Annotated in this window: 25 protein-coding genes and 1 pseudogene; 22 read left to right on the forward strand and 4 right to left on the reverse strand. The window is 57.0% G+C overall.

The genetic code is table 11. The features are described 5' to 3' along the window. The first annotated feature begins 88 nt into the window (after positions 1-88). From HZB29_04975 to HZB29_04995, 5 genes are all read left to right on the forward strand, one after another. On the forward strand, positions 89-322 hold the full coding sequence (locus tag HZB29_04975; GenBank protein ID MBI5814945.1) for a hypothetical protein: 234 nt from the start codon (positions 89-91) through the stop codon (positions 320-322). Continuing rightward, on the forward strand, positions 309-668 hold the full coding sequence (locus tag HZB29_04980; protein ID MBI5814946.1) for a type II toxin-antitoxin system PemK/MazF family toxin: 360 nt from the start codon (positions 309-311) through the stop codon (positions 666-668). Before HZB29_04975 ends, HZB29_04980 begins: the two co-directional genes overlap by 14 nt. A gap of 148 nt (positions 669-816) precedes the next feature. Then, a complete protein-coding gene (trpB, locus tag HZB29_04985; GenBank protein MBI5814947.1) occupies positions 817-2,016 on the forward strand; it encodes a tryptophan synthase subunit beta in 1,200 nt (399 codons plus the stop codon). A gap of 27 nt (positions 2,017-2,043) precedes the next feature. Next, positions 2,044-2,691, forward strand: coding sequence for a hypothetical protein (locus HZB29_04990; GenBank protein ID MBI5814948.1), 648 nt, complete (start codon positions 2,044-2,046; stop codon positions 2,689-2,691). A gap of 24 nt (positions 2,692-2,715) precedes the next feature. Next, positions 2,716-3,516 (forward strand): tryptophan synthase subunit alpha, encoded by an 801-nt coding sequence (locus HZB29_04995; protein MBI5814949.1) that lies wholly within the window; start codon positions 2,716-2,718, stop codon positions 3,514-3,516. Positions 3,517-3,650: 134 nt separating this feature from the next. On the opposite strand, the gene HZB29_05000 is transcribed toward HZB29_04995, so the two are convergent. Together HZB29_05000 and folD are read right to left on the reverse strand one after the other, a co-directional pair. After that, positions 3,651-5,090, reverse strand: coding sequence for an exodeoxyribonuclease VII large subunit (locus tag HZB29_05000; protein MBI5814950.1), 1,440 nt, complete (start codon positions 5,088-5,090; stop codon positions 3,651-3,653). A gap of 8 nt (positions 5,091-5,098) precedes the next feature. Next, complete coding sequence (folD, locus tag HZB29_05005; protein ID MBI5814951.1) at positions 5,099-5,956, reverse strand: bifunctional methylenetetrahydrofolate dehydrogenase/methenyltetrahydrofolate cyclohydrolase FolD; 858 nt, start codon at positions 5,954-5,956, stop codon at positions 5,099-5,101. A 168-nt stretch (positions 5,957-6,124) separates the two neighbouring features. Between folD and HZB29_05010 the strand changes: the two genes are divergently transcribed. The 13 genes and pseudogenes from HZB29_05010 to HZB29_05070 all read left to right on the forward strand — a co-directional run bounded on the left by HZB29_05010 (position 6,125) and on the right by HZB29_05070 (position 16,065). Continuing rightward, entirely contained in the window at positions 6,125-6,985 is an 861-nt protein-coding gene (locus HZB29_05010) for a hypothetical protein (GenBank protein ID MBI5814952.1), read from the forward strand. 24 nt (positions 6,986-7,009) lie between these two features. After that, the gene (locus HZB29_05015) at positions 7,010-7,429 is read left to right on the forward strand and encodes a hypothetical protein (GenBank protein MBI5814953.1); all 420 of its coding nucleotides are present in this window, start codon (positions 7,010-7,012) and stop codon (positions 7,427-7,429) included. Further along, positions 7,429-7,767 carry a DUF1049 domain-containing protein gene (locus HZB29_05020; protein MBI5814954.1) on the forward strand — a complete coding sequence of 113 codons (339 nt, stop codon included), beginning with the start codon at positions 7,429-7,431 and terminating at the stop codon, positions 7,765-7,767. Before HZB29_05015 ends, HZB29_05020 begins: the two co-directional genes overlap by 1 nt. Positions 7,768-8,094: 327 nt before the next feature. Then, positions 8,095-9,870 (forward strand): annotated as a pseudogene (locus HZB29_05025) (ATP-dependent metallopeptidase FtsH/Yme1/Tma family protein). Positions 9,871-10,162: 292 nt separating this feature from the next. Continuing rightward, entirely contained in the window at positions 10,163-10,900 is a 738-nt protein-coding gene (locus HZB29_05030; protein MBI5814955.1) for a hypothetical protein, read from the forward strand. A gap of 72 nt (positions 10,901-10,972) precedes the next feature. After that, positions 10,973-11,191: a hypothetical protein gene (locus HZB29_05035; protein MBI5814956.1), complete on the forward strand. Its 219-nt coding sequence runs from the start codon at positions 10,973-10,975 to the stop codon at positions 11,189-11,191. 234 nt (positions 11,192-11,425) lie between these two features. Further along, the gene (locus HZB29_05040) at positions 11,426-11,905 is read left to right on the forward strand and encodes a hypothetical protein (GenBank protein MBI5814957.1); all 480 of its coding nucleotides are present in this window, start codon (positions 11,426-11,428) and stop codon (positions 11,903-11,905) included. Continuing rightward, positions 11,902-12,654: a 5'/3'-nucleotidase SurE gene (gene surE / locus HZB29_05045; GenBank protein MBI5814958.1), complete on the forward strand. Its 753-nt coding sequence runs from the start codon at positions 11,902-11,904 to the stop codon at positions 12,652-12,654. Before HZB29_05040 ends, surE begins: the two co-directional genes overlap by 4 nt. Continuing rightward, the gene (locus tag HZB29_05050) at positions 12,642-13,160 is read left to right on the forward strand and encodes a hypothetical protein (protein MBI5814959.1); all 519 of its coding nucleotides are present in this window, start codon (positions 12,642-12,644) and stop codon (positions 13,158-13,160) included. The genes surE and HZB29_05050 overlap by 13 nt, the downstream gene beginning before the upstream one ends. Beyond that, the gene (locus HZB29_05055; protein MBI5814960.1) at positions 13,157-13,570 is read left to right on the forward strand and encodes a type II toxin-antitoxin system VapC family toxin; all 414 of its coding nucleotides are present in this window, start codon (positions 13,157-13,159) and stop codon (positions 13,568-13,570) included. The genes HZB29_05050 and HZB29_05055 overlap by 4 nt, the downstream gene beginning before the upstream one ends. Positions 13,571-13,626: 56 nt before the next feature. Then, entirely contained in the window at positions 13,627-14,862 is a 1,236-nt protein-coding gene (aroA, locus tag HZB29_05060) for a 3-phosphoshikimate 1-carboxyvinyltransferase (protein ID MBI5814961.1), read from the forward strand. A 132-nt stretch (positions 14,863-14,994) separates the two neighbouring features. Continuing rightward, the gene (locus HZB29_05065) at positions 14,995-15,189 is read left to right on the forward strand and encodes a DUF2065 domain-containing protein (GenBank protein ID MBI5814962.1); all 195 of its coding nucleotides are present in this window, start codon (positions 14,995-14,997) and stop codon (positions 15,187-15,189) included. Between the two features lie 6 nt (positions 15,190-15,195). Further along, positions 15,196-16,065 carry an alpha/beta hydrolase gene (locus HZB29_05070; GenBank protein MBI5814963.1) on the forward strand — a complete coding sequence of 290 codons (870 nt, stop codon included), beginning with the start codon at positions 15,196-15,198 and terminating at the stop codon, positions 16,063-16,065. Between the two features lie 40 nt (positions 16,066-16,105). On the opposite strand, the gene HZB29_05075 is transcribed toward HZB29_05070, so the two are convergent. Together HZB29_05075 and HZB29_05080 are read right to left on the reverse strand one after the other, a co-directional pair. Further along, complete coding sequence (locus tag HZB29_05075; protein MBI5814964.1) at positions 16,106-16,411, reverse strand: twin-arginine translocase TatA/TatE family subunit; 306 nt, start codon at positions 16,409-16,411, stop codon at positions 16,106-16,108. A 42-nt stretch (positions 16,412-16,453) separates the two neighbouring features. Continuing rightward, entirely contained in the window at positions 16,454-16,954 is a 501-nt protein-coding gene (locus HZB29_05080; protein ID MBI5814965.1) for a hypothetical protein, read from the reverse strand. Between the two features lie 176 nt (positions 16,955-17,130). Between HZB29_05080 and HZB29_05085 the strand changes: the two genes are divergently transcribed. The 4 genes from HZB29_05085 to HZB29_05100 are packed head-to-tail and all read left to right on the forward strand — an operon-like array spanning position 17,131 to position 21,344. After that, a complete protein-coding gene (locus tag HZB29_05085; protein ID MBI5814966.1) occupies positions 17,131-19,284 on the forward strand; it encodes a chemotaxis protein CheA in 2,154 nt (717 codons plus the stop codon). Positions 19,285-19,289: 5 nt separating this feature from the next. Continuing rightward, positions 19,290-20,234 (forward strand): response regulator, encoded by a 945-nt coding sequence (locus tag HZB29_05090; GenBank protein ID MBI5814967.1) that lies wholly within the window; start codon positions 19,290-19,292, stop codon positions 20,232-20,234. 58 nt (positions 20,235-20,292) lie between these two features. After that, positions 20,293-20,682, forward strand: coding sequence for a hypothetical protein (locus HZB29_05095; protein MBI5814968.1), 390 nt, complete (start codon positions 20,293-20,295; stop codon positions 20,680-20,682). Continuing rightward, entirely contained in the window at positions 20,679-21,344 is a 666-nt protein-coding gene (locus HZB29_05100; GenBank protein MBI5814969.1) for a hypothetical protein, read from the forward strand. Before HZB29_05095 ends, HZB29_05100 begins: the two co-directional genes overlap by 4 nt. The last annotated feature ends 156 nt before the right edge of the window (positions 21,345-21,500 follow it).

The following is a 21,500-nucleotide window of genomic DNA, read 5'->3' on the forward strand; positions in this document are numbered from 1 at the left end:
GGCCGCTGAAGGTAAAATATGTTTCCCATTAAGCGGACTCTATGAAAAAATATAATCGTTTGCAATGACTGCGAAAGGAAAACGATCCATGATAAAAGCAATCAGAGGCCATTACAAGAACGGCACGGTTGAACTTTATGAAAAACCCCAATTGGACGAGGGGGAAATCATCGTGACCTTCCTTAATTCGGAAGAATCAGGATCGGTGGATTTGCGGGAAAGGGGGATCTCACAAAGCGCCGCGGCGGATCTGCGAAACAGGCTGAAATCTTTCGAGACCGATTGGAACGCCGCCGGCATGGAACTGTATGACAAGGTATAAGAAGGGGACGGTTGTTTTAGTCCTCTTTCCCAATTCCGGCCTTGCCACCGCAAAGCGCCGCCCCGCCCTGATTGTTCAGGCAGACGAGCCAGCCACAGATATCGAACAGGTCATTGCAGCCCTGATAACAAGCAATTTATCACGTGAAGGACACCCGTCCCGCATCCGGATAAACAAGGAATCACATGAAGGCAAGCTGGCCGGGCTTCTTACCGATTCGGTAATCATGACCGATAATCTGGCGACCATTCGCCTGGTTGAGATAGACAAGGCGATTGGAGCGTTGTCCGATATGACTGCCGTGGATGAAGCCTTAATGGTAACTTTTGGATTAACTAACGCGTAACTTATTGTTTCTCAGAAAGTATATACTGGGAAAAATATAGACCGTCCGTCTTCCGGAGCGCGGGATGGCGGCGCAAAAAAAATGGCGGCCCGCTTTACATCCCCCCGGTTCGCGGGTTAAACTCCACTTTTATTAAAAAGATCGGCATATGAATTTACCGGACAGCAACGGCCATTTCGGCCCATTCGGCGGCAGATACGTTATCGAGACGCTCATGCCTGCCCTGGAGGAACTGGACAGGGAGTTTGAGAAGGCGGCGCACAATCCTAAGTTCCGAAAGCGCCTCTCACGCCTCGGTTCCACATACATAGGGAGGCCCACCCCCCTTTACCGGGCGGACAACCTGACGGCCCATTGCGGCGGCGCCACCATTTATTTAAAGCGCGAAGACCTTACCCACACCGGCGCCCACAAGATAAACAACACCATCGGCCAGGGCCTTTTGGCCCTGCAGATGAAGAAGAAAAGGGTGATCGCCGAGACAGGGGCTGGCCAGCACGGGGTGGCAACGGCCACGGCGGCGGCGCTGTTCGGTCTTCAATGCGAAGTTTACATGGGCTCGCGGGACATGGAGCGGCAGAGGCTCAACGTGTTCCGCATGAAACTTCTGGGGGCCAGGGTGAACAAGGTGGAGACCGGCTCGCAAACGCTTAAAGACGCCACAAGCGAGGCGATACGGGATTGGATCGCAAGCGTGGGGGACACTCATTACATAATAGGTTCCGTGGTAGGGCCGCATCCTTTCCCGAAGATCGTGCGGGAGTTCCAGTCGGTGATCGGCCAGGAGATAAAGTTCCAGATCATTGCCAAGGAAGGGCGCCTGCCGGACGTGGCGGTGGCCTGCGTCGGCGGAGGTTCGAACGCAATGGGGACGTTTTACCCGTTCCTGAACGACGAGGAGGTGCGGCTGGTTGGCGTGGAGGCGGCCGGAATGGGGCTTTCCACCGGCATGCACGGCGCCACGCTGGCCATGGGGAAGGTTGGGGTGCTGCACGGATCGAAAAGTTATTTGATGACCGATGACGACGGCCAGGTGATGGAGACCCACTCCATTTCCGCCGGGCTGGACTATCCGGGCGTCGGGCCGGAGCACGCGTATTTGAAGGACACCGGCCGGGCCACGTACGCCACCATCACCGACAAGGAGGCTTTGGCCGCTTTCCAGAAACTTGCCCAGCTGGAAGGGATCATTCCGGCGTTCGAGTCCGCACATGCCATTGCTCACGCCATGAAGCTTGCGAAAAAGATGAAAAAGGGGCAGGTGATGGTGGTATGCCTTTCCGGAAGAGGGGACAAGGACGTGGAAGCGGCGCAGAAATTAATCAACGGCGCCGAAGCGGCGTCTTGACATAAGACCACAAGGAGGGGTTTTGCGATGAACGAATTGAACCAGCAGGGGCCCGGCGCCACCGCGCCCAAATCGAATGCGGGGAGGAATATCCTCATCGGCGTTATAATCGCCGTGGTTGCGCTCGGGTGGATAGCCACTGTGGTCGTCAAGAAGTTGTTCAGCTACGGGGTGGAGAAAGCCGTGGAGATCAGTTCCGGGGTCTCCGTGGACAAGGAGGGGGGCACACTCACATTCAAAGGTAAAGATGGGACCTCTGTTGTGGTCACAGGCCAGGGGGGCGACGGGAGTGTTTCCATGAAAGGAGCGGACGGCAAGGGGGAGTTCGCCTTTAACGCAGGCAATAACGCCACGCTTCCCGCCGATTTTCCCAAGGATTTCCCGGTGATCGCAGGGGCCAAGATCACAGCTTCGTCAAGAATGAGCCAGGGGAAGGCCACGGTGTTCAACGTGGTGTGGGAAGCAGCCAAGGACATTAAGCAGGCAGGCGATTATTACACCGGAGAGTTGACTGAAAAAGGGTGGAAATTCACCATGTCAACCGACACGGACGACGCGAGCGCCAAGGCCATCGAGCGCCAAAGGGGGAACAACAGGCAGGATGGGACGCTGGCGCTCAAGAAGAAGGACACCGGCAGCGAGATTGTCCTCATACTCCGCATCGAGTCCAAATAACATAAAGGGAACATGTTCAAGCTGATGAACGGTATAGAGGGCGCTTTCGCGCGGTTGAAGCGGGACAAGCGCAAGGCGCTGGTGATTTTCCTCGCCGCCGGGGATCCGTCCATGAAAGCCACGGTGGAGCTTGTGAAGGCGGCCGAGCGGGGCGGGGCGGACATTGTGGAGATCGGCGTGCCGTTCTCCGACCCGCTGGCGGACGGGCCTGTGATACAGGAATCTTTCGGCCGCGCCATCGCAAAGGGCGCAACTTTGGCCAGGACTTTTGAGATGGTCAAAAAGATACGCAAAGAAAGCACCGTCCCCCTTGTTTTCATGCTCACGGTGAACCTTGTGGTAAACCACGGGGTCGGCAAATTTTTCAACGACTGCGCGGCGGCTGGGGTGGACGGGATAATCCTTCCGGACGCGCCGCCGGAGGAAGCGGGGGAGTTCGTCCCATCCGCCCGTGCGGCGGGGCTTTGCACGATCATGCTCGCCGCGCCAACGTCCACCACGGCGAGGATGAAAAAGATCGCCTCAATTGCCACGGGTTTCGTCTATTACATCACCATCAAGGGGGTGACGGGGAAGACGAAGGCCGTCCCGGCGGATGCGGCGCGCGGGATAAAGAGCCTGAAGCGGCTCACCAAGTTGCCGGTGCTGGCTGGCTTTGGCGTGACGGAACCGTCGCAGGCCAAACAGATGGCCAAAGTGTCCGACGGTGTGATTATAGGGTCGCAGGCGATCCGTGTGATCAAAGGGGCCGGCTCGGCGAAAAAGGGGGCGGATGCGCTATATAAGTATGTGGCGTCGGTCCGCAAGGCGATAGATTCGGCCTGACCCCGGTCTTTTTGTAGCGCCGGCGTCCCGCCGGCAATTGCCATCGGGAGGGTGGCGCTACATTGGGAGCCGTGGTCAGGCGACCACGGGGAAGCAAGCATTTGCCGGCAAGTTGCCGGCGCTGCGAGAAAGCGCTAAAACAACTTCTCCTGTTTCCCGCCGCCTGCGCTTCTTATCGTCGCCTGGGTCTCGCCGTCGCTCATCTTTATGCGAACATGGTCGCCGGGGCGCAAGTCGGCGGCGCGGGTGTAAATTTTCTTCCCGTCGGGGCTGGTGACGATGCTGTAGCCCCGCGCAAGGGCCTTTAACGGGCTTAACGCATCCAGTTTCCCGGCGATGACCTCCAGCCGTTTGCGTTTTATAGAGGACGACGCCGTCAATCGTTCGCCAAGTTTTTCAAACGCCCGATTCAGCGCGTCACGCCTGGACGAAACAAAATTCTCCGGCCGGATGGCGTTTATCCTGCTCAATGCGGCGGCGGCCCTGGCCGATGATACGTCCCGCGCCCTTGTAAGCCCCCCTGTCAGGCGTTGATGGGCATTTGCAAGCCGTTCGCGCCGGTTCTTAAGCTGCGCCGCGGGGCTTACCGCCATAAGATGCCTCGCCGCAGCGGACAGCTTGTCGCGCATGCGGCCAGTCTTCAACAACGCTCCCCGTTCCAGCCGGTTGGCCGCGTCATCGAGACGTTGCGAACGGGTCTCCACGATGTCCCGCATCTCCACGAACAGCCGCCGGTGAAATTCTTCTATCGTGCTCTCCACGTCGGCCCGTTCGGGGGCGATTATCTCCGCCGCCGCCGTCGGGGTGGAGGCGCGCGCGTCCGCAGCGAAATCGGCTATCGTAAAATCTGTCTCGTGCCCCACGGCGGAGACCACCGGAATCTTCGACCCGGCGATGGCCCGCGCCACGATCTCCTCGTTGAACGCCCAAAGATCCTCCAGCGATCCGCCGCCGCGCCCGCAGATGATCACGTCCACCTTGCCATACTCGTTCATATCCGCGATGGCCTTTGCGATCTGTTCTTTGGCCCCATCCCCCTGAACAGCCACGGGGGCGAACACTATGCGAAGCCCCGGGAACCGCCGTTTGATTGTGCGCACCATGTCCCGCAGCACAGCGCCCGCCGGGGAGGTGATGATCCCCACCGACCATGCGATATATGGAAGCGCTTTTTTGCGTTTTTCGCCGAAAAGCCCCTCGGCGGTCAGCTTTTCCTTCAGCCGGTTGAACGCCATCTGCAGCGCACCAAGTCCGGCGGGCTCCATCGCCTCCACGGTAAGCTGGTATTCACCCCGTTTTTCATAGACGGAAAGCCGCCCCCGGCAGATCACCTTGTCCCCGTCCTTAGGCTCGAATTTTAAAAGCTGGCGCATCCCTTTCCACATGACGGAACGTATCTGCGCCTCTTCGTCCTTGAGGGTGAAATAGGCGTGGCCGGAGGGATACACCTTGAAGTTGGAGATTTCACCCTCCACCCAAAGGCCGGAGAATTCCGACTCGATAACGTGCTTAAGCCCGGCGGTAAGTTCGGCGACGGTGTAAACCTTGCGGCCGCCTTCCTCCGGCTCTGGCATGATTGCGTCTAGCAGACCAATTTGCGCTGGATTTTGTACGCCAGCAGGGTGTTCGAAAGGAGCATGGCGATGGTCATCGGCCCAACGCCGCCGGGGACGGGGGTGATCCACCCCGCCTTGGGGTACACGTTTTCATAGTCCACATCGCCCACTATCGCGTTGTCCACCTTGCTCGTCCCCACGTCTATCACCGCCGCCCCTTGCTTCACCATGTCCGCCGTGACGAACCTGGGCGAGCCGATGGCGGCGATGATAATGTCCGCCTGGGATGCGACCTTGGAGATGTCCTTCGTTTTAGAATGGCATATCGTCACCGTGGCGTTGCGGTGCAGGAGCATGGTGGCGACGGGCTTTCCGACGATGTTGGACCTGCCGATCACCACGGCGTTTGCGCCCTGTATCGGGATGTTGTAACGGTCGAGCAACTCTATGCACCCGGCGGGGGTGCATGGGGCCAGCTTTGCCAGCTTCTGCGAAAGGAGGCCGACGTTGAGCGGGTGAAATCCGTCCACGTCCTTGTCCACATGTATCCGGTCGAGCACCTTGTCCGCGTCCAGATGGGCCGGCAACGGCAGCTGCACCAGTATGCCGTTCACCTTCTCGTCCGCGTTTAGCGCGTCAATGAGGTTTAAAATATCCTTCATGGACACTTCGGCGGGGATGGTGTGCTGGACCGACTGTATGCCCACCTCGTGGCAGGCTTTTTCCTTCAGCCGCACATACACCTGGGAGGCCGGATTGTCCCCCACCAGCACCACCGCCAGGGTCACATTGTTCCCGGTCTCTTTATTGATGATCGTGATTTCTTTTTTGATTTCTTCCCGGATGGACGCCGCCACCGCCTTGCCGTCTATCTTTACCGTCATGCCCTCGTCTCTTTCAAAAAGCTACAAATGATACCGCAAGGCGTGTATAATCGCCATCGGAACTGTTTAATTAACCGGACGTTCCCGCCGTGAGCATTATTATGCGCGGCGGCGCGGTTAAGTCAACATGGAATAAACAAACGGCGGGGAGGCTTGAGGCGGGACATCATGCCCTGGTACAAGAAAACGCGGACAAGTCCGCCACAGCCGGACGTGCCCATACCACCGTCGCAACCAATGCCCCCCACGGCCAAAAGCGGCGCAACGCAGCCGGAGGTGGAGGACGCAAAATTCAGGATGGCAAGCAAGATGGACAAAGGCGGATCACCATACGATTTCGGCGGGGAAAATGAAGGTGGCGGCGGCGGGTTCGCGGTGAAGATCACTGCGGCGGCGGCCGTTGCCGCGTTGCTTTTGGTGCTGTTCTTCGGCTGGAAGTTTTTAAGCGACGTCTCCGGCAAGCTGGACGGGGTGAACAAGAACGTCACCGACCTTTCCGCCAACCTCAAGGCACAGCATGACGCTTTCGCCACGGCTGGCAGGGCGGTGGTGCGGTCGGAACTTCGCAAGACACTCACCGCGCTGGACAACGCCATCGCGCTGGGAGACCCGGCGGTGACAGACAAGGCGCTAAAATTGCGCGACGATGTGAAGGCTTTGTTGGGAGAGCCGATCAACATAAAAGACAGCGCGGCCCCAATCCCTTCCTCGGCTGTGCCCGCGCAATCTGTCCCGGCTCCGGCCCCTGCTCCGGCCAAACCTGCGGCTCAAGCGGCGCCCCAGGCGGCGCTGCCTGCTCCAACACAGGCGCCTGTGAAAATGGAAGGTGTGGCAGTGTCTCCATACGGCCCGGCGCCAACAGCCGGCGCCGCCCCGGCCCAGACACCCGTAAAACCTGCGGTTCGCCCCGCGCAACAGGTCAAGGCCCCGCAGGCGCCAAAGGAAGGGGATCAGGCCACGCCAGCCGCCCAGACGGCGGCGGAAACTCCGGCGGCGGAAGCTTCACCCAAACCGGCCGCCGTCCAGTGAACGGCTTTTGATACATCCGGTCCAATGAGGCTAATAGAAGAACTCCAGGAGGCGGGCGCTTTTGCCGCCAGGCAGTCCAAAGGCTTTGTCGAAATCCTGAAACTCAAGATCAGGATCATCGGTTTTTCAAACAAGCGGGGCAATATCCTTACAAAGCTTGGCGAGGTCTCATACAAGGCCATTTCGGAAGGCCGGCAGCCCCATGAGGACGACAACGCAAAGCGGCTAGTGGAGGACATCAGGGAAGCCGAACGGGAGATAGCCACCGGGGACGAGACCATCAGCCAGAAAAAAGAAGAGCTGCTGGCCGGCAGGAGGCTGTTCCGAAGCCGGTTGTGGGGGGCGGACGCATCCGCGGAAAACGTCCGCCCGGTTGAAAATGCCGGAGACGCCCCCGAGAACCCCGGTGAAAATAAGGACACATCCGGCGGGCAGGGGGCGTGATGGCGGACAACCTGGAAAAACAGCCCAACGGCCTTATGGCGGTGAAACTTGCGCTGGGCCTTCTGCTTGTGTTCTTTATAGTGTCGTTCGCGGCGAAAAACCAGCAGAATGTCTTGGTTTCCTACTACTTCGGGCATGAATATAACGCGCCAGTGTGGTTCGTTGTCGTGTTTTCGTTCCTTTCCGGGGCGCTGCTGGCAAGCCTTCTTTGGGCCATATCGCTTATCCGTGAAAAAGGGAGAAGCTGGAGTCTTTCCCGCAAGAACGCCAAGCTGGAGGATCAGCTCCGCGAACTTACGCAAAAACCCCCCGTCCCGGTGGAGAAAAGCGGACGATAAGGATTTATAACTATAGAGATAGGATATTTTGCTTCGACGGGGTCGCCCGGCCCCGGTCTTATCGCCGCAACCAGGAACCGTGGTCAGCGGCCACGGGGAAGCATGGGAGTTAAAACCAAAGAGTCACAGAGAAGACAGGAAATTGTTCTCCTGACTCCGCGCCTCTGTGTCTCTGTGGTGAAAATTTCCCTTTCTTGCCGATTTATTCGCTGGCCGAATTAAATTGAGCTTGCCACAAGCCCCATGCTATCTTATATAGACATGTGAAATGTGTTTTAGTTTGGGCATAAAAGCTCTTTTTACATACTCCTTGAAGGAGAAGCGAAGTTGAATCAGTTTTACAAGAATCTTGCTTTGTGGCTGGTGGTGGGGCTTGTGATGATAGCCCTTTTCAACATGTTCAACCAGCCGCATGTGACCACCAAGGAAATGTCCTTCACGGAGTTCATGGACTCGGTGGAACAGGGCAAAGTCACCGAATTGACCATCCAGGGGGAAATCGGCAAGGGCAAGTTCACCGACGGCAAGCCGTTCCAGGTGTACATAATGTCCTATGGCGACCTTTTCAAGGACCTGCGCAAGGCCGGGGTGAAGGTGACCTCCCGCCCGGCGGACCAGACCCCGTGGTATATCAACGTGCTGGTGTCGTGGTTCCCGATGTTGCTTTTGATCGGCATCTGGATATTCTTCATGCGCCAGATGCAGAACGGCGGATCGCGCGCTCTCTCTTTCGGCAAGAGCAAGGCTCGGATGATAACCGATTCTTCCAAGAAGGCCACGTTCAAGGACGTGGCGGGTGTGGAGGAGGCCAAGGAGGACCTCAAGGAGATCATTGATTTCCTCAAGGACCCGAAAAAGTTCCAGAAACTTGGCGGCAAGATCCCCAAAGGGGTGTTGCTCATGGGCCCGCCGGGCACAGGCAAGACATTGCTGGCCAAGGCCATAGCCGGTGAGGCGAACGTGCCGTTCTTCTCCATATCGGGCTCTGACTTTGTGGAGATGTTCGTGGGCGTGGGCGCTTCGCGCGTGCGGGACCTTTTCGAGCAGGCGAAAAAAGCCGCCCCCTGCATCATATTCGTGGACGAGATAGACGCCGTGGGGCGCCATCGCGGCGCCGGGCTTGGCGGCGGGCATGACGAACGGGAGCAGACGCTAAACCAGCTCCTCGTGGAGATGGACGGGTTTGAAGGAAACGAAGGGGCGATAGTCATCGCCGCCACAAACAGGCCGGACGTGCTTGACCCGGCGCTCCTGCGCCCCGGCAGGTTTGACAGGCAGGTGATAGTTCCACGGCCGGACATCGGCGGGCGCGAGGCCATATTGAAGGTGCATGTGAGCAACATGCCGATGGACGCGGATGTGGACGTGAAGGTGCTGGCGCGCGGCACACCCGGCTTTACCGGGGCGGACCTTGCAAACCTTGCCAACGAGGCGGCGCTTCTGGCCGCCCGGGAAGACGGCGACAGGGTTAAAATGCGCCATTTCGAACAGGCCAAAGACAAGGTGATGATGGGGGCCGAACGGCGCTCCATGATAATAAGCGATACAGAGAAAAAGAGCACCGCCGTGCATGAGGCGGGGCACGCGATGGTGGCGCTGATGGTGCCTGGGGCGGACCCGATCCACAAAGTGAGCATCATCCCGCGCGGCAGGGCGCTTGGCGTCACCCAGCAATTGCCGGTGGACGAGAAGCACACCCATCCGAAAAATTACCTTATCAGCAGGCTGGCCATCCTCATGGGGGGCAGGGCGGCGGAGGAGATTGTCCTCGACCAGTTCACCACCGGCGCTTCCAACGATATCGAGCAGGCCACAAACCTTGCGCGCAAGATGGTGTGCGAATGGGGGATGAGCGACGCCATGGGCCCGGTGGCCTTCGGCCAGAAGGAAGAACAGATTTTCCTCGGGCGGGAGATATCCCAGCACCGCGATTTCTCGGAGCACACGGCAATCGAGATAGACAAAGAGGTCCGCGGTTTTATCAGCACTGCGTATGAGACCGCCAAGAACCTGCTGACAGACCATAGGGACATTCTCGACAAGATAACCACCCTGCTGCTCGAGCTTGAAGTTGTGGACGGGCATGAGATCGCCGAGCTTGTGAGAAAGGAACTGGCCCGCAAGGAAGGGCGCGAGGTGGATATGCCGGTCGTTCAGGCGGCGCCGGAGTCCGCGCACAAGGAACAGGCGCAGGTTGTAGAAAAAGGCGAAGCGGCGCCAGCGCCTGCAAGGCAGGTCTTTGACAGGCCGGCGGAAGCTGGCGGAGCGGCTTAGGACAACATGTCATGGTGAGCCTGTCGAACCATGGCAACAATATTGTGGCCCCAATTCGACAGAGCCAGTCCTGAGCATGCCGAAGGGCTCAGGGTGACATTTCCCAATCCAGGGTGAGAGTATGGAACGCGAAAATCCCCCTGCTTACCTTTCCTGGCTCCCCGGCGTTTTCCTGGCGATAATCCTTGGCATCGCGTTTGCCGCCTCCACGGTGTTGATGGAGCCCGGCTCCGGGGCCGGATTGCTGGACAGACTGTCCACTTACGAAAAAGACGCCGGTGCGCTTTTTGACGACGCCGAAAAAGCTGTCCGGGAGATCGTGGCGTTCATGGAGGGGACTCAGGGACAACCAAAGGAAGCTCCCCCCCGGCCTGCGTTGCGTCCCCTTGGCGAGCCTGTGGCGCTGGCCGACTTCGCCATAGCCGAAAAGAAAGCGGGCGCCCCCGGCGTGGCGTTGCTCAAGGTGAGCATGGACAAGGGCGTCACATCCAACGATTCGGCCTCCGGCATGGTGACCCTTTCACCACCGGCGGACAGCGCGGGGAAACAGGCGCTGGAGATAATGCTCAAGGGTGAAGGGCTGGCTACCATTGGGGTGGGAGTCCTTCAAAAGGGAGGGGCCGGATCATACCGGTGGGACTGGCCGGACGCCCCCGTTTCGGAAAAATGGACAACGGCCCAATTGCGGTTTTCGGACGCTGTCCTTTGGGAGTACGACGCGCAAAGCAAAAGATACCGCAAGGTGCGTGAATGGAAAGAGCCGGACAAGATCGGCCAGATACGTTTTTACGTCAAGCCAAGGCACATGACCAGGGGAAACAGCGCCAAACTGTGGATCGGGACGGTGTCGGCCAGATGAATTTTGGATGCGCCTTTTGACAATCCTCGCGAAAGAAATTATCCTGATAGGCGAAAAGATGAAGGAACCGCGATGAAAAAGAAGAGCAAGATAGACATGATCGGGCCGGCGGCCACTGATGTCAGCGAGATATTTGAAATGCTGGACTTGACGGATAGAGTTAAGGCGCTCATCGGATACAAATCTGTATCTGGTTCAAGGTCCGGCCGTAAAAGCAAATCAGTTTCCGGATCAAGGTCCGGCCCTAAAACCGCATCACTCTCCCGGCATGGTTCCGGGAGATATTCTTGATCCGATCATCTTCTATGCCAGGTTCTCTGAAGACGTTACCTTTTCACCAAAAAAAGTATTTTCTTTGGTAGAGCCCAAATGGATGATTTGACTCCGGACGGTCGCAAAGTATTCCTGAATGTCCCGTTTGATAAACAATACAGGCCGTTGCTCCACGCCATGATTTGTTCCGTTGTCTGCATGGGACGCATTCCCGTTTGCGCGTTAAAGATATCGGAAAGCGCGACTTTTCAGATGGAAAAGGTGATGGCCCTTATCCGTGAGTGCAGATGCTCGATAAATGATCTGTCCAGGATGGGGAGCAAAAATAAGCTGCCCAGAATGAACATGCCCTTTGAAATGGGGATAGCTTATGCTTTAAAACAATTATCCCGGCAAAAGGAAAATTACCAGATTTTCATATTTGAGAGCAAGGTTCATAGAATTGATAGAACCCTTTCGGATATCTCGGGGCAAAAACCAAAAATCCATGAGAATAATCCGAAACTTGTAATAAGAAACATTGTAATGTGGCTTAAATTGGCTGTTAACCCTTATCCACACCCGGAGCCGTCGCAGATATTCACGGTTTATGAAAGATTCAGATCAAAACTTCCTGCATTGGTGAAAAAGTGGTATGGAGAGCCGGCATTTGATGAAATGGTTGCTATAGCGGCTGACTTGGCCGCCAAACAGGCAATTTTGCCAGACCTGTATGGTAGATTGGGATCATGAAAATACTTCTCACCAACGACGACGGGATAAACGCAAAAGGGATCGAGGCCATGTGCCAGGCCCTTCGCGGGATTGGCGATGTCACCGTGGTGGCGCCGGAAACGGAGATGTCCGCCGTGGGGCACGCCATCACGCTCACAGACCCCCTGCGTGTGCGCCGCGTGATGCGTAACGGGCAATTTTTCGGCTCCGCCATCAACGGCACCCCGGCCGACTGCGTGAAGATCGCCGTGCGCGCACTGCTGGACACAAAGCCGGACATAGTCGTCTCCGGCATCAACCAGGGGCAGAACGTGGCCACTAACGTCATATATTCGGGCACAGTGTCCGCCGCGACGGAGGGGATGATACTGGGGATACCGGCCGTGGCGGTGTCGCTGGCGTCTTTCACGTCGCGGGACTTTTCGGCGGCGGCGGAATACGGGGTGAAGGTGGTGAAAAAAGTGGTGGAAAAGGGGCTGCCGGCCGACACTCTTTTGAACGTCAACGTTCCCGCCTTGCCGCCGGGCGATATCAAGGGTGTAAAGGTGTGCCGGATGGGGATGAGCAGGTTCGTGGAGGCGTTCGAGCGGCGGGTGGACCCGAGGCAGAACGATTATTACTGGCAGGGGGGCGCCATGTCCACAAGCCCGGAGGACGCCGGGGCGGACATATCATTGCTCGACGCCGGGTATGTTACCGTAACGCCGATCCACTTCGATTTGACGAAGTACGATTTTATGGATGAGCTTGGCGGGTGGAAGGTGTAATATTAATCAGAAATGGAAAAGTCGAATCCGGGAAAATGGCTATGAAGCGCGCTTCTTTAAATCGAGCCGATCAAGAATTAGAATTAAACGCCGATTTTGCCGGTAGAATTGCTAAAATTGTTGCGGCGACAGTCAAATTCCTCTTTAACGCCAGATTAATTAAAATTGTTGTGGCGATGGGCTTATTAAGCTTAACGATAAATTCCGGAGCGTTTTTTCTGCTTAAGGGCACGCATTCGTTCGTAGTGTGGTATCCAGTTATATCAACCATCTCAACTCTTTCGGTATTATTTGCCGGGGGTTATATTTTGTATCGTGGCGAACTTCCCATGAAAATAGATGAAAGTCTGTCCCAAGGTGAATATGATTATTCGGCCCGTCCAATCTGGGAAGAGGTGGAGGATATAGGCAAATCTATTCCGCTTGAAGAGTGGAAGAAGTTGCCGGACGATATGTCCATAAATCTTGATCATTATCTGTACGGCGCCCCGAAAAAAGATGCATGAGACGCGTCTTTGCGGATACCTGTTTTCGGATAGCCATTCTTGACGAGAATGATCGGTTGCATGAAGCCGCCCATGAGGCGTCAAAATTATTGAAAAACGCCGTTATTTTCACAAGCGAACTGGTTTTGGTTGAACTTGCCAATCATTTCGCCTCCAAAGGCGCCATGTTCAGAATGGCGGTGGTCAGAGTAATAGAGCGAATACAAAATAGCCCCAATAGCAGGGTTGTCTATCAAACAAAATCGCTTTTCACTGGAGCGGTGGAGCTGTATCGTTCAAGAAACGACAAGGGCTGGAGTCTGGCGGATTGTTCTTCGATGGAAATTATGAAAGATTACGGTATTACGGAATGTTTGTCGCATGATAGTCATTTCGAACAGGCTGGCTTTACAGCTTTGCTGCGGAAATAACATCACCGCTGATTAGTGAAGAGTTTAAAGTGAAGTTCACCGTAAAACCATCCGCCATGCGCGGGCAGGCGCTCATCCCCGCGTCCAAATCGCACACCATCCGGGCGCTGTTCTTCGCGGCGCTGGCGGACGGGGTGTCCACAATCAAAAACCCGTTGGACTCGGCGGACGGGCGCTCGGCCTTCACCGCAGTGAAGGCGATGGGGGCGAAAACGCAAATACTCCCCGGCGCCTGGCGGGTGACCGGTTTTGGCGGAAAACCAATAGTCCCGGACGGACCTGTGGACGTTGGCAACTCCGGCACCACGGCCCGGTTTGCGCTCTCCATGGCGTCGCTTTGCGATAAACCTGTCACCATCACCGGCGACGAGCAGACCCGTTCCCGCCCCATGTGGCCGTTGCTGGACGCGCTGAAAAACCTGGGAGCCAAGACTGAAGGAACAAACGGGAAACTCCCCGCCACTGTCTGCGGCCCCCTTTTGGGGGGCTCAACGAAGGTGGACGGGACCAGTTCGCAATACCTTTCCAGCCTGCTCATCCACACACCGCTGGCGGTGAACGGCAGCGTCATCATACTGGACAGCCTGAACGAAAAACCGTACGCGGAGATGACCCTGCGCTGGCTGGAAAGGTTCGGGATCGAATACAAGCGGGATGGATACAACAGGTTCGAGATAAAAGGGGGCCAGCGCTACAAGGCGTTTGACGATCAGATTCCGGGGGATTTTTCCTCCGCCACGTTCTTCGCCTGCATCGGCGCCATTCCCGGCAACGAAATAACTTTGCTGGGGCTGGATTTCAACGATTCGCAGGGGGACAAGGCCGCATTCGATTACCTGAAGGCCATGGGCGCTTCCGTCACGATGGGGGAAGGGAGTGTGACCGTCCGGGGGGGCAAACTGAAAGGCGCCAATCTGGATTTGAACGCCACGCCGGACGCGTTGCCGGCCATGGCGGCCCTTGCCGCGCTGGCGGAAGGGACCACCACGCTTGGCAACGTGCCGCAGGCGAGGATAAAGGAGACCGACCGCATAGCGGTGATGGCCACGGAGCTCGGCAAGATGGGGATAAGGTGCGATCAGACCCCGGATTCGCTTATAATCCACGGAGGCAGGCCCAAAGGGGCCGTTGTGACAAGCCACGGGGACCATCGTGTCGTGATGAGCCTTGCGCTTCTCGCTTCAGCTTCCGAGGGGGAGACGGTGATCGAAAGGGCAGAGGCGGTGGAAGTGACGTTCCCGGATTTCGCGGAGCTTTTCGGGCAATGCGGAGGTATGATTAATACTATCTGACCACAGAGACACACAGGGCGCTCATGTTGTCATGCTCAACGCAGTGAAGCGTCTCTTGTCCACTAATTGAGCGGGATTCTTCGGCTTCGCCTCGGCATGACATGACGTGGTTGGCTCTAAATTTGGTTGATGATGGAAAACTTCAAACTGTTTCTGATGGTGGTCGGGATGGTGATGATCGTGGAGGGGGTCCCTTACTTCATCGCCCCCGAACAGGTGAAAAAAGTTGCCGGGGCCATAACAAAGGCCAACCGCCGGTTCCTGCGGCTCGTCGGGTTCGCCCTTATGATGATGGGGCTTTCGATGGTCGCTTTCGGGAGGTTTTAGAGGGCGATGGCTGTCCTGTTATGGGTATTTTTGGCGGTCCTGGCGGGAGCCGCGCTGTTCCAGGCGTTCCTTTACGCCGTCAGGTGGTATGAGACGTACGACCCGGCCACAGACGGCCACAGGTCGTGGCTCTCCGCGTTGTCGGAAAACGGATTCAAGCCGGTTGGCGCCTATATGGCGGAACTGGTGTATTCGGCGGTGTACGCGGCGTCGGCTCTGGTATGGCTTTTCGTTTGGCTGTTAAAGAGGGACCGCGCCGTTTTCGATCCGTCAAAGCTCACGCCTGGCAGGCCGTCGGTGGTGCTCATCCATGGAATCTTCGGCTGGCCGGGGCTGTTCTGGCTTTTCCGCCGCCGCCTTGCCGCCAGGTCCATCGTAAACGTGGTGACGTTCACATACAAAAACAGTTCGCTGCCTTTGAGCGACTACCGGGTGGGGCTGCGCGACCTTGTGATGCGGATAAAGGCGGTGACCGGATCGGCGGAAGTTGCGCTCGCCGGCCACAGTTTCGGCGGAATGATCGCCTTCGACTACGCCATGGAATATGGAAACGAAGGGGAGGTGCGGGGCGTGGCCGCCATGGGAACTCCGTTCGGCGGATCGAAACTGGCGGCGCTGGGATTGACCCCGCTGGCCCGCTCGTTGCACCCGTCAAATCCCTTTTTCGGGCTTGTGAAAACGCTAAAGCCCAAAGCGCCTTTTCTTAATGTGTATTCGGTGTATGACCAGTTTGTCATCCCGTGGCAAAGCGGGGCGCATCCTTTGGCGGATGAGAGCGTGGTGGTGGCCGCCCACGGCCATTCAGGATTTTATTTCGACTACCAGGTGATCAAGACCGTGGCCGAATGGGTGGAGACGAAGGTGGGCCAGAAGTAGCGCCACCGTCCCCGTGGCAATTGGCGGCGGGACGCCGGCGCTACGATTTGATTTCCGGCCCCGGCGCTTCGGATGATTCGGCTTTCTTCTCCGGTTCCGGCTCCGGCGCAAAAGTCTTTTCGATGGCGTCCAGCGCGGCTTTGCCGGGCTCGCGGACTATGCGCGCCTCATGCTCGAATTCCGACGTGATGTCGTTTATGCTGCTTTTGACCTCACGCAAAGAGCGCGAGAACTCCGCGTAGGCCTTGCCCAGCGCGCGGGCGATCTCCGGCAGCTTTGCCGGGCCGATAACTATCAACGCCACCACCAGGATGACCAGAAGCTCCGGGACCCCTATGCCGAACATGGATATGCCACTCCCTCCACAAAGCCGGTGAGCGCCGCCAACTTATCTCGCCAACTCGTATTTCACCGAGCCGTCCTGGTTGCTCAAAGTGATGTCGTCAATGGCGATGGCTAGCTCCCGGGGATCCGTTGCGATCTTGGCCGGCTGGTTGACGCTTTTGAACTCTATTGTGTTCTTGCCGGCCTTCAAGGTCAACGGAAGCGTCTCAAAGGGCTTTTGCTCGTACTTGTCCCCGGTGACGTCCCAGGTCTTCACCAAGGCTCCGTTGAGCGAAACCTCCACCTTGTTCGGCCGCTCGATGGCGCCGACCCCGCCGTTCATCTGCAGCACGATCTCCTTGTCCATCTCCACGATCAACTGCCCTTTTTCCCTGGTCCACACCCACCAGTTCTTCCCGTCGGCGCTCCTTTCCAGGTCATACCAGCCGGAGCCGATGACGATGTTGTTGGGCTGTTTCTCAGAGTTGAAGCAAGCGGAACCGGAAACGGCCACAAGGGCGGCCAAGACAAAAAAACCATAGCTGCGGAACAGTTTAAGGGCCATTTTTAACACCTGTGAGTGATATTGATATCTTTAGAAACTATATAAAAAAAAAAGGGCAATATCAAACCAATTAATTAATGCTACAATCATATCTGCCTTTGGACACAAAGCGCCAATACGATGTATTTTCCGGTGTTCTCCAACGCTTAATGTAACATTTGTTTGCAAAGCTGATTATGAAGGCGCAGGATTCGAACGACGATCTGTTCAACGAGTTCCTCGAAGAGTCTGAGGAAATGGTTGCTATGGTGGAGCGCAACTCCTCCGCCCTTGGCGCCAATCCGGAGGACATCACCCCTGTGCATGAAATTTTCAGGGGGGTGCATTCCCTGAAAGGCTCCAGCAATTTTTTCAACCTGGGAAACCTCAAGGAATTCACCCACAATTTTGAAAGCTTTTTGGACCTCATCCGTGAGAAGACCATACTGGTCACCCCCGAAATCACCCATTTCATCCTGGACGGGGCCGATCTTTTAAAGGCCATTTTCCATAGACTGCGAAGCTCCGGAGGGGACGTGCCTCTTCTGGAGGAGGAGGCGGAATACCTGAAAAAGATAGAAGAACAGATAGGCGCCTGTTCTTCGGAAACGCGCTACGAGCGCCTGCGGATCGAACTTTTAAAGTTCTTCAACAAGGCCGCCGAAGAGGGCTCCATGGAGGAGGACTCCCCCCTCAAGGAAGTTTATGAAATCATCAACCACACTACCCCGGAACTGGTCGAGGACAGGCGCAAAAAGTCCGCTACCGCCGGAGGCTCCCGCTGGACGCGGGGGGATCTGGAGGTGACGCGGGAGTATTCCACCCTCCAATCATTGTTCCAGGACGCCGCTTCGGGCGCCAGCGTGGACAACGCCTACAAGACATTCATGGAAAATGTGGACAGCCTTGTGGCCTTGCACAAGAACGCCTCCGACGAAGAGGCGGCGGCCATCCTGGAGAACATGAAGGAGAACTTCGGGATTTTCTTCCAGGACGAAATAGGGCTCGACGAAATGCTGGCGGCGGACATGTCCGAATCGCTGACGGAGTACGGAAAGCTTCTTTCCGAAGTGCGGGTGGAGGAGAAAAAGGCGGAGCCTGCCGGTGAAAAGCCGGAGGCCGGGGAGACAAAAGAGAGGGAGCGGAGCGCCGCCAAGGCCAAGACTGTGCGCATCCGGGAGTCGCTGCTGGACGATTTTATCGACCAGGTGGGGGAGCTTATCACCACCAACGAGCTGTTCAACATCATCCAGAAAAAGCTGGAAGGGGGCGAACTGGAAGGCATCGCCAAGGAGATGAAGAACACCAACCAGGCCTTCCGCGAGCTTTCCGCGGTGATGCAGAAGAGCCTTTATGAGATCCGCAAGGCGCCGGTGGAGCGCGCCCTTGGCAAGCTTCCGAGCATCGTGCGCGGCATAGCCAAGGGGAACGGCAAAAGCGTGCAGCTTGTGATGAGCGGGGGTGAGACGGAACTGGACAAGAGCATGCTCGACAGGCTGGAGATGATGCTTATCCATTGCGTGCGCAACAGCGCCGACCACGGCATAGAGACCCCGGAGGAGCGCGCCGCCGCGGGCAAGCCGCCGGAAGGGAAAATAATGATCAGCGTCGCCCCCGACGAGCAGGGGAGCAACATACTTCTGACCGTGGCGGACGACGGCAAGGGGGTGGACGTGGCCCGGGTGAAGCGCAAGGCTGTGGAAAAAGGGATGATAACCGTGGAGGCGGCCGCCCTGCTTCCGGAAGACGAGGCGCTGTCGCTTCTGCTGAAGCCGGGGTTCTCCACCGCCGAGAAGGTGACCGAGACCTCCGGCAGGGGTGTGGGGATGGACGTGCTGTGGGCCGGGGTGCACGGCATGGGGGGGCAGATGAAAATGCACAACAGCCCGGGCAAGGGGCTGCGCATCGAGATAAGCCTTCCGCTGGCGTACACCACCAGGATCAAGCTGGGGCTGATGCTCGGCGTGGGGGACAACGTGTTCCTGGTGCCGGTGGAGAACGTGCGCGAGTCTTTCCGCGCGGTGAAAGAAGACGTGACGCTGGTGGAGGGGAAGGGGGAAGTTGTGAAACGATGGGGTATGCTGTACCCCGTGGTGCGGTTGGGGGAGCTATTCGGCGTCCCGGCCAAAAAGAGAAATATATGGGATTCGATTTGTGTGCTGGCCGAGTCCAAGGGTATCATGGTGGTGCTCGCGGTGGACGATATGCTCGGCCAGAGGCAGATAGTTTATAAACAGCTTACTGTGCAGACCAGGGAGCCGGCGGCGTTCGAAGGGATATCAATCCTCGACGGGCGGCATATGGCGCTGATACTCAGCGTCGAAGGTATAATCAGGCAGTTTCAAGGGTAGATAAAATGGAACCAGATAAAAAGCGCATATTCGTCCTGCCGGGGGAGATAGCCCTCACAAAGCAGCCATCCGTAATCGCAACGCTGCTCGGCTCGTGCGTGGCGGTGTGCCTGTTCAACAAAAAGGGGCGGTTCGGGGGGATGAACCATTACATGCTCCCGACGGGGACGGACGCGTCCATGCTCGGCAAATACGGCGATTACTCCACGGAAAAGCTCATCAACTCCATGCTCAAGGCGGACGCGGAGAAGCGCAACCTTGTGGCCAAGGTATATGGCGGCGGAGCCGTGGTGGGGCATCTTAATTCCGGGTTTGACATCGGGATACGGAATATAGAAACAGCCCTGAACATCCTGGCCAAGCACGGCATTGATATCGCGGAACGGATGACCGGAGGGGACTCCGGGCGCAAGATATTTTTCGACAACTACACCGGCGACGTGGAGATGCGCCTGATCGAGAAGTCCGAGATGACAAAACAGCTGGAGGCCAAAAAGCAGGACCTGGCAGGCCGCAAAATCCGCACGCTGATAGTGGACGACTCCGCCACCGTCCGCAACATCCTGCGCAGGGCGCTCGACCTGGACAAGGAAATCCACGTTGTGGGCGAGGCGGAGGACGCTTTTGACGCGCGCAACAAGATTCTGGAGCTCGATCCGGACGTGATCACGCTGGATATCATAATGCCAAAGCTCGACGGCGTGTCGTTCCTTAAAAAGCTTATGGTGCATTACCCCAAGCCGGTGATAATCGTAAGCTCCGTGGCGCAAAAGGGGAGCAAGATGCGGTTCCGGGCGCAGGACATCGGCGCTGTGGACGTGGTGGACAAGGAAGACCTGAAGCTTTATCAGGGGATGGAGACGGTCCAGCGCATCCTGTCGCAGAAAATCAAGCTTGCGGCCCACACCCACGTCAAAAAGCGCAGCGCCGAGGACGTGGCGAATATCTAGCCCTTTTGGCATCCGCCTTGCTTTACCCTTTGTCAGGTTGACTTAACGGGGTTTTGCGATGCGATTCAAGGCGGTTTTTGCCACAATTACGGCAATTCTTGCCTCTTATGGGGTCTCCTCAGCCTCTTATGGGGAGCAACTGGCGCCGGTCTATATAGACCGCGAGGCCGGCTATGTTTATTTCCTTGTTCAAAACAACTGGAACAAGCCTATAAACAACCTGTTTGGATGGGTTTACGGGTCTGATCCCAAGGGCCGCGAGGCGGCGCGTCTTGTGAACAATCCGCATCAGCAGGGGATGAAGGTCTCCATAGAATCCCACTCGCCCGGAAATGCGGGGCTGTACCGGTTCAAAATTCCTGCCGAGTATTCCGCCTATCCGGAATACCGGCTTATAATTCAAAATGATAGCTTGTATCACTCATGGGTGGCGAGGTGGTATAAATGAAAAAGGCGATATTCTTTCTGGCGCTGTTCGTTTTAACCCTTCCGGCCGGGGCGGCGGAAAATAAACCTGCCAAGGTCCGCAACAACCGTGTCGATTTCGGCCCATATGTCACAGGGATGGCCCTATCGCTGGCGGCGGCGCCGGGATACAAGGATTCGGCCAAGGTGACCTGGGAGGCGTACTCGAAAGAATCGGACAGGAAAAGCGTCTGGGCCCTTGCGCCGGAAGACGTTTCGATAGCTGAAAACATCGTTTCGCGCATGCCGGTGCTGGTGGTGAACGCCCCGGCTATCGGGTGCGACATGGCGCCGCGCCTTATGTTCCTCGTGGACCCGGCCGCAGGGGCGGGCGAAGGATCGGGAAAGCTTTTCGCCTATGAGTATAACGTGTGCGACACCTCCGGGATGCTCAACACGGAGATGATGATGGACCAGTACATCGCAAAGTATGGAATGTATGACCGCAAGGATTACGACCGCAAAATGATCGTGTACCATAACGTGATGAAAAAATACCGCGTCGGCGTGCGCCCGCTTGAAGGTGTCGCCGGGAAGGTTGGGCTCACCATCACCGTGCTCGGCGACGAAGTGTTCCGCTCGGCGTACCAGAACTGGCGCGCCGCCATCCGGACAGCCACACGCAAGGCGCAACGGGAGTTTTAGATTAAAGGAATCTGGTTGTTAGCAACAAATAGAAATGTCCGGTTTAGTAGCACATGAATTGTCCGCTTTGTCCATCCGGTGATTTCCGATTAATCCCGGCGTGGCCGCAAGCGGCGGACAGTTACGCCGCGGCCTTCCTTTTCTTTTTGATTTCAA

The sequence above is a fragment of the Nitrospinota bacterium genome, assembly GCA_016235255.1.
Taxonomy (GTDB): domain Bacteria; phylum Nitrospinota_A; class UBA7883; order UBA7883; family JACRLM01; genus JACRLM01.

What these genes read in the sequence shown, in the direction of transcription:
- HZB29_04975 (MBI5814945.1), top strand. Translation starts at nt 89, where the DNA reads ATGATAAAAGCAATCAGAGGCCATTACAAGAACGGCACGGTTGAACTT.
- HZB29_04980 (MBI5814946.1), top strand. Translation starts at nt 309, where the DNA reads ATGACAAGGTATAAGAAGGGGACGGTTGTTTTAGTCCTCTTTCCCAAT.
- trpB (MBI5814947.1), top strand. Translation starts at nt 817, where the DNA reads ATGAATTTACCGGACAGCAACGGCCATTTCGGCCCATTCGGCGGCAGA.
- HZB29_04990 (MBI5814948.1), top strand. Translation starts at nt 2,044, where the DNA reads ATGAACGAATTGAACCAGCAGGGGCCCGGCGCCACCGCGCCCAAATCG.
- HZB29_04995 (MBI5814949.1), top strand. Translation starts at nt 2,716, where the DNA reads ATGAACGGTATAGAGGGCGCTTTCGCGCGGTTGAAGCGGGACAAGCGC.
- HZB29_05000 (MBI5814950.1), bottom strand. Translation starts at nt 5,090, where the DNA reads ATGCCAGAGCCGGAGGAAGGCGGCCGCAAGGTTTACACCGTCGCCGAA.
- folD (MBI5814951.1), bottom strand. Translation starts at nt 5,956, where the DNA reads ATGACGGTAAAGATAGACGGCAAGGCGGTGGCGGCGTCCATCCGGGAA.
- HZB29_05010 (MBI5814952.1), top strand. Translation starts at nt 6,125, where the DNA reads ATGCCCTGGTACAAGAAAACGCGGACAAGTCCGCCACAGCCGGACGTG.
- HZB29_05015 (MBI5814953.1), top strand. Translation starts at nt 7,010, where the DNA reads ATGAGGCTAATAGAAGAACTCCAGGAGGCGGGCGCTTTTGCCGCCAGG.
- HZB29_05020 (MBI5814954.1), top strand. Translation starts at nt 7,429, where the DNA reads ATGGCGGACAACCTGGAAAAACAGCCCAACGGCCTTATGGCGGTGAAA.
- HZB29_05030 (MBI5814955.1), top strand. Translation starts at nt 10,163, where the DNA reads ATGGAACGCGAAAATCCCCCTGCTTACCTTTCCTGGCTCCCCGGCGTT.
- HZB29_05035 (MBI5814956.1), top strand. Translation starts at nt 10,973, where the DNA reads ATGAAAAAGAAGAGCAAGATAGACATGATCGGGCCGGCGGCCACTGAT.
- HZB29_05040 (MBI5814957.1), top strand. Translation starts at nt 11,426, where the DNA reads ATGGAAAAGGTGATGGCCCTTATCCGTGAGTGCAGATGCTCGATAAAT.
- surE (MBI5814958.1), top strand. Translation starts at nt 11,902, where the DNA reads ATGAAAATACTTCTCACCAACGACGACGGGATAAACGCAAAAGGGATC.
- HZB29_05055 (MBI5814960.1), top strand. Translation starts at nt 13,157, where the DNA reads ATGAGACGCGTCTTTGCGGATACCTGTTTTCGGATAGCCATTCTTGAC.
- aroA (MBI5814961.1), top strand. Translation starts at nt 13,627, where the DNA reads ATGCGCGGGCAGGCGCTCATCCCCGCGTCCAAATCGCACACCATCCGG.
- HZB29_05065 (MBI5814962.1), top strand. Translation starts at nt 14,995, where the DNA reads ATGGAAAACTTCAAACTGTTTCTGATGGTGGTCGGGATGGTGATGATC.
- HZB29_05070 (MBI5814963.1), top strand. Translation starts at nt 15,196, where the DNA reads ATGGCTGTCCTGTTATGGGTATTTTTGGCGGTCCTGGCGGGAGCCGCG.
- HZB29_05075 (MBI5814964.1), bottom strand. Translation starts at nt 16,411, where the DNA reads ATGTTCGGCATAGGGGTCCCGGAGCTTCTGGTCATCCTGGTGGTGGCG.
- HZB29_05080 (MBI5814965.1), bottom strand. Translation starts at nt 16,954, where the DNA reads ATGGCCCTTAAACTGTTCCGCAGCTATGGTTTTTTTGTCTTGGCCGCC.
- HZB29_05085 (MBI5814966.1), top strand. Translation starts at nt 17,131, where the DNA reads ATGAAGGCGCAGGATTCGAACGACGATCTGTTCAACGAGTTCCTCGAA.
- HZB29_05090 (MBI5814967.1), top strand. Translation starts at nt 19,290, where the DNA reads ATGGAACCAGATAAAAAGCGCATATTCGTCCTGCCGGGGGAGATAGCC.
- HZB29_05095 (MBI5814968.1), top strand. Translation starts at nt 20,293, where the DNA reads ATGCGATTCAAGGCGGTTTTTGCCACAATTACGGCAATTCTTGCCTCT.
- HZB29_05100 (MBI5814969.1), top strand. Translation starts at nt 20,679, where the DNA reads ATGAAAAAGGCGATATTCTTTCTGGCGCTGTTCGTTTTAACCCTTCCG.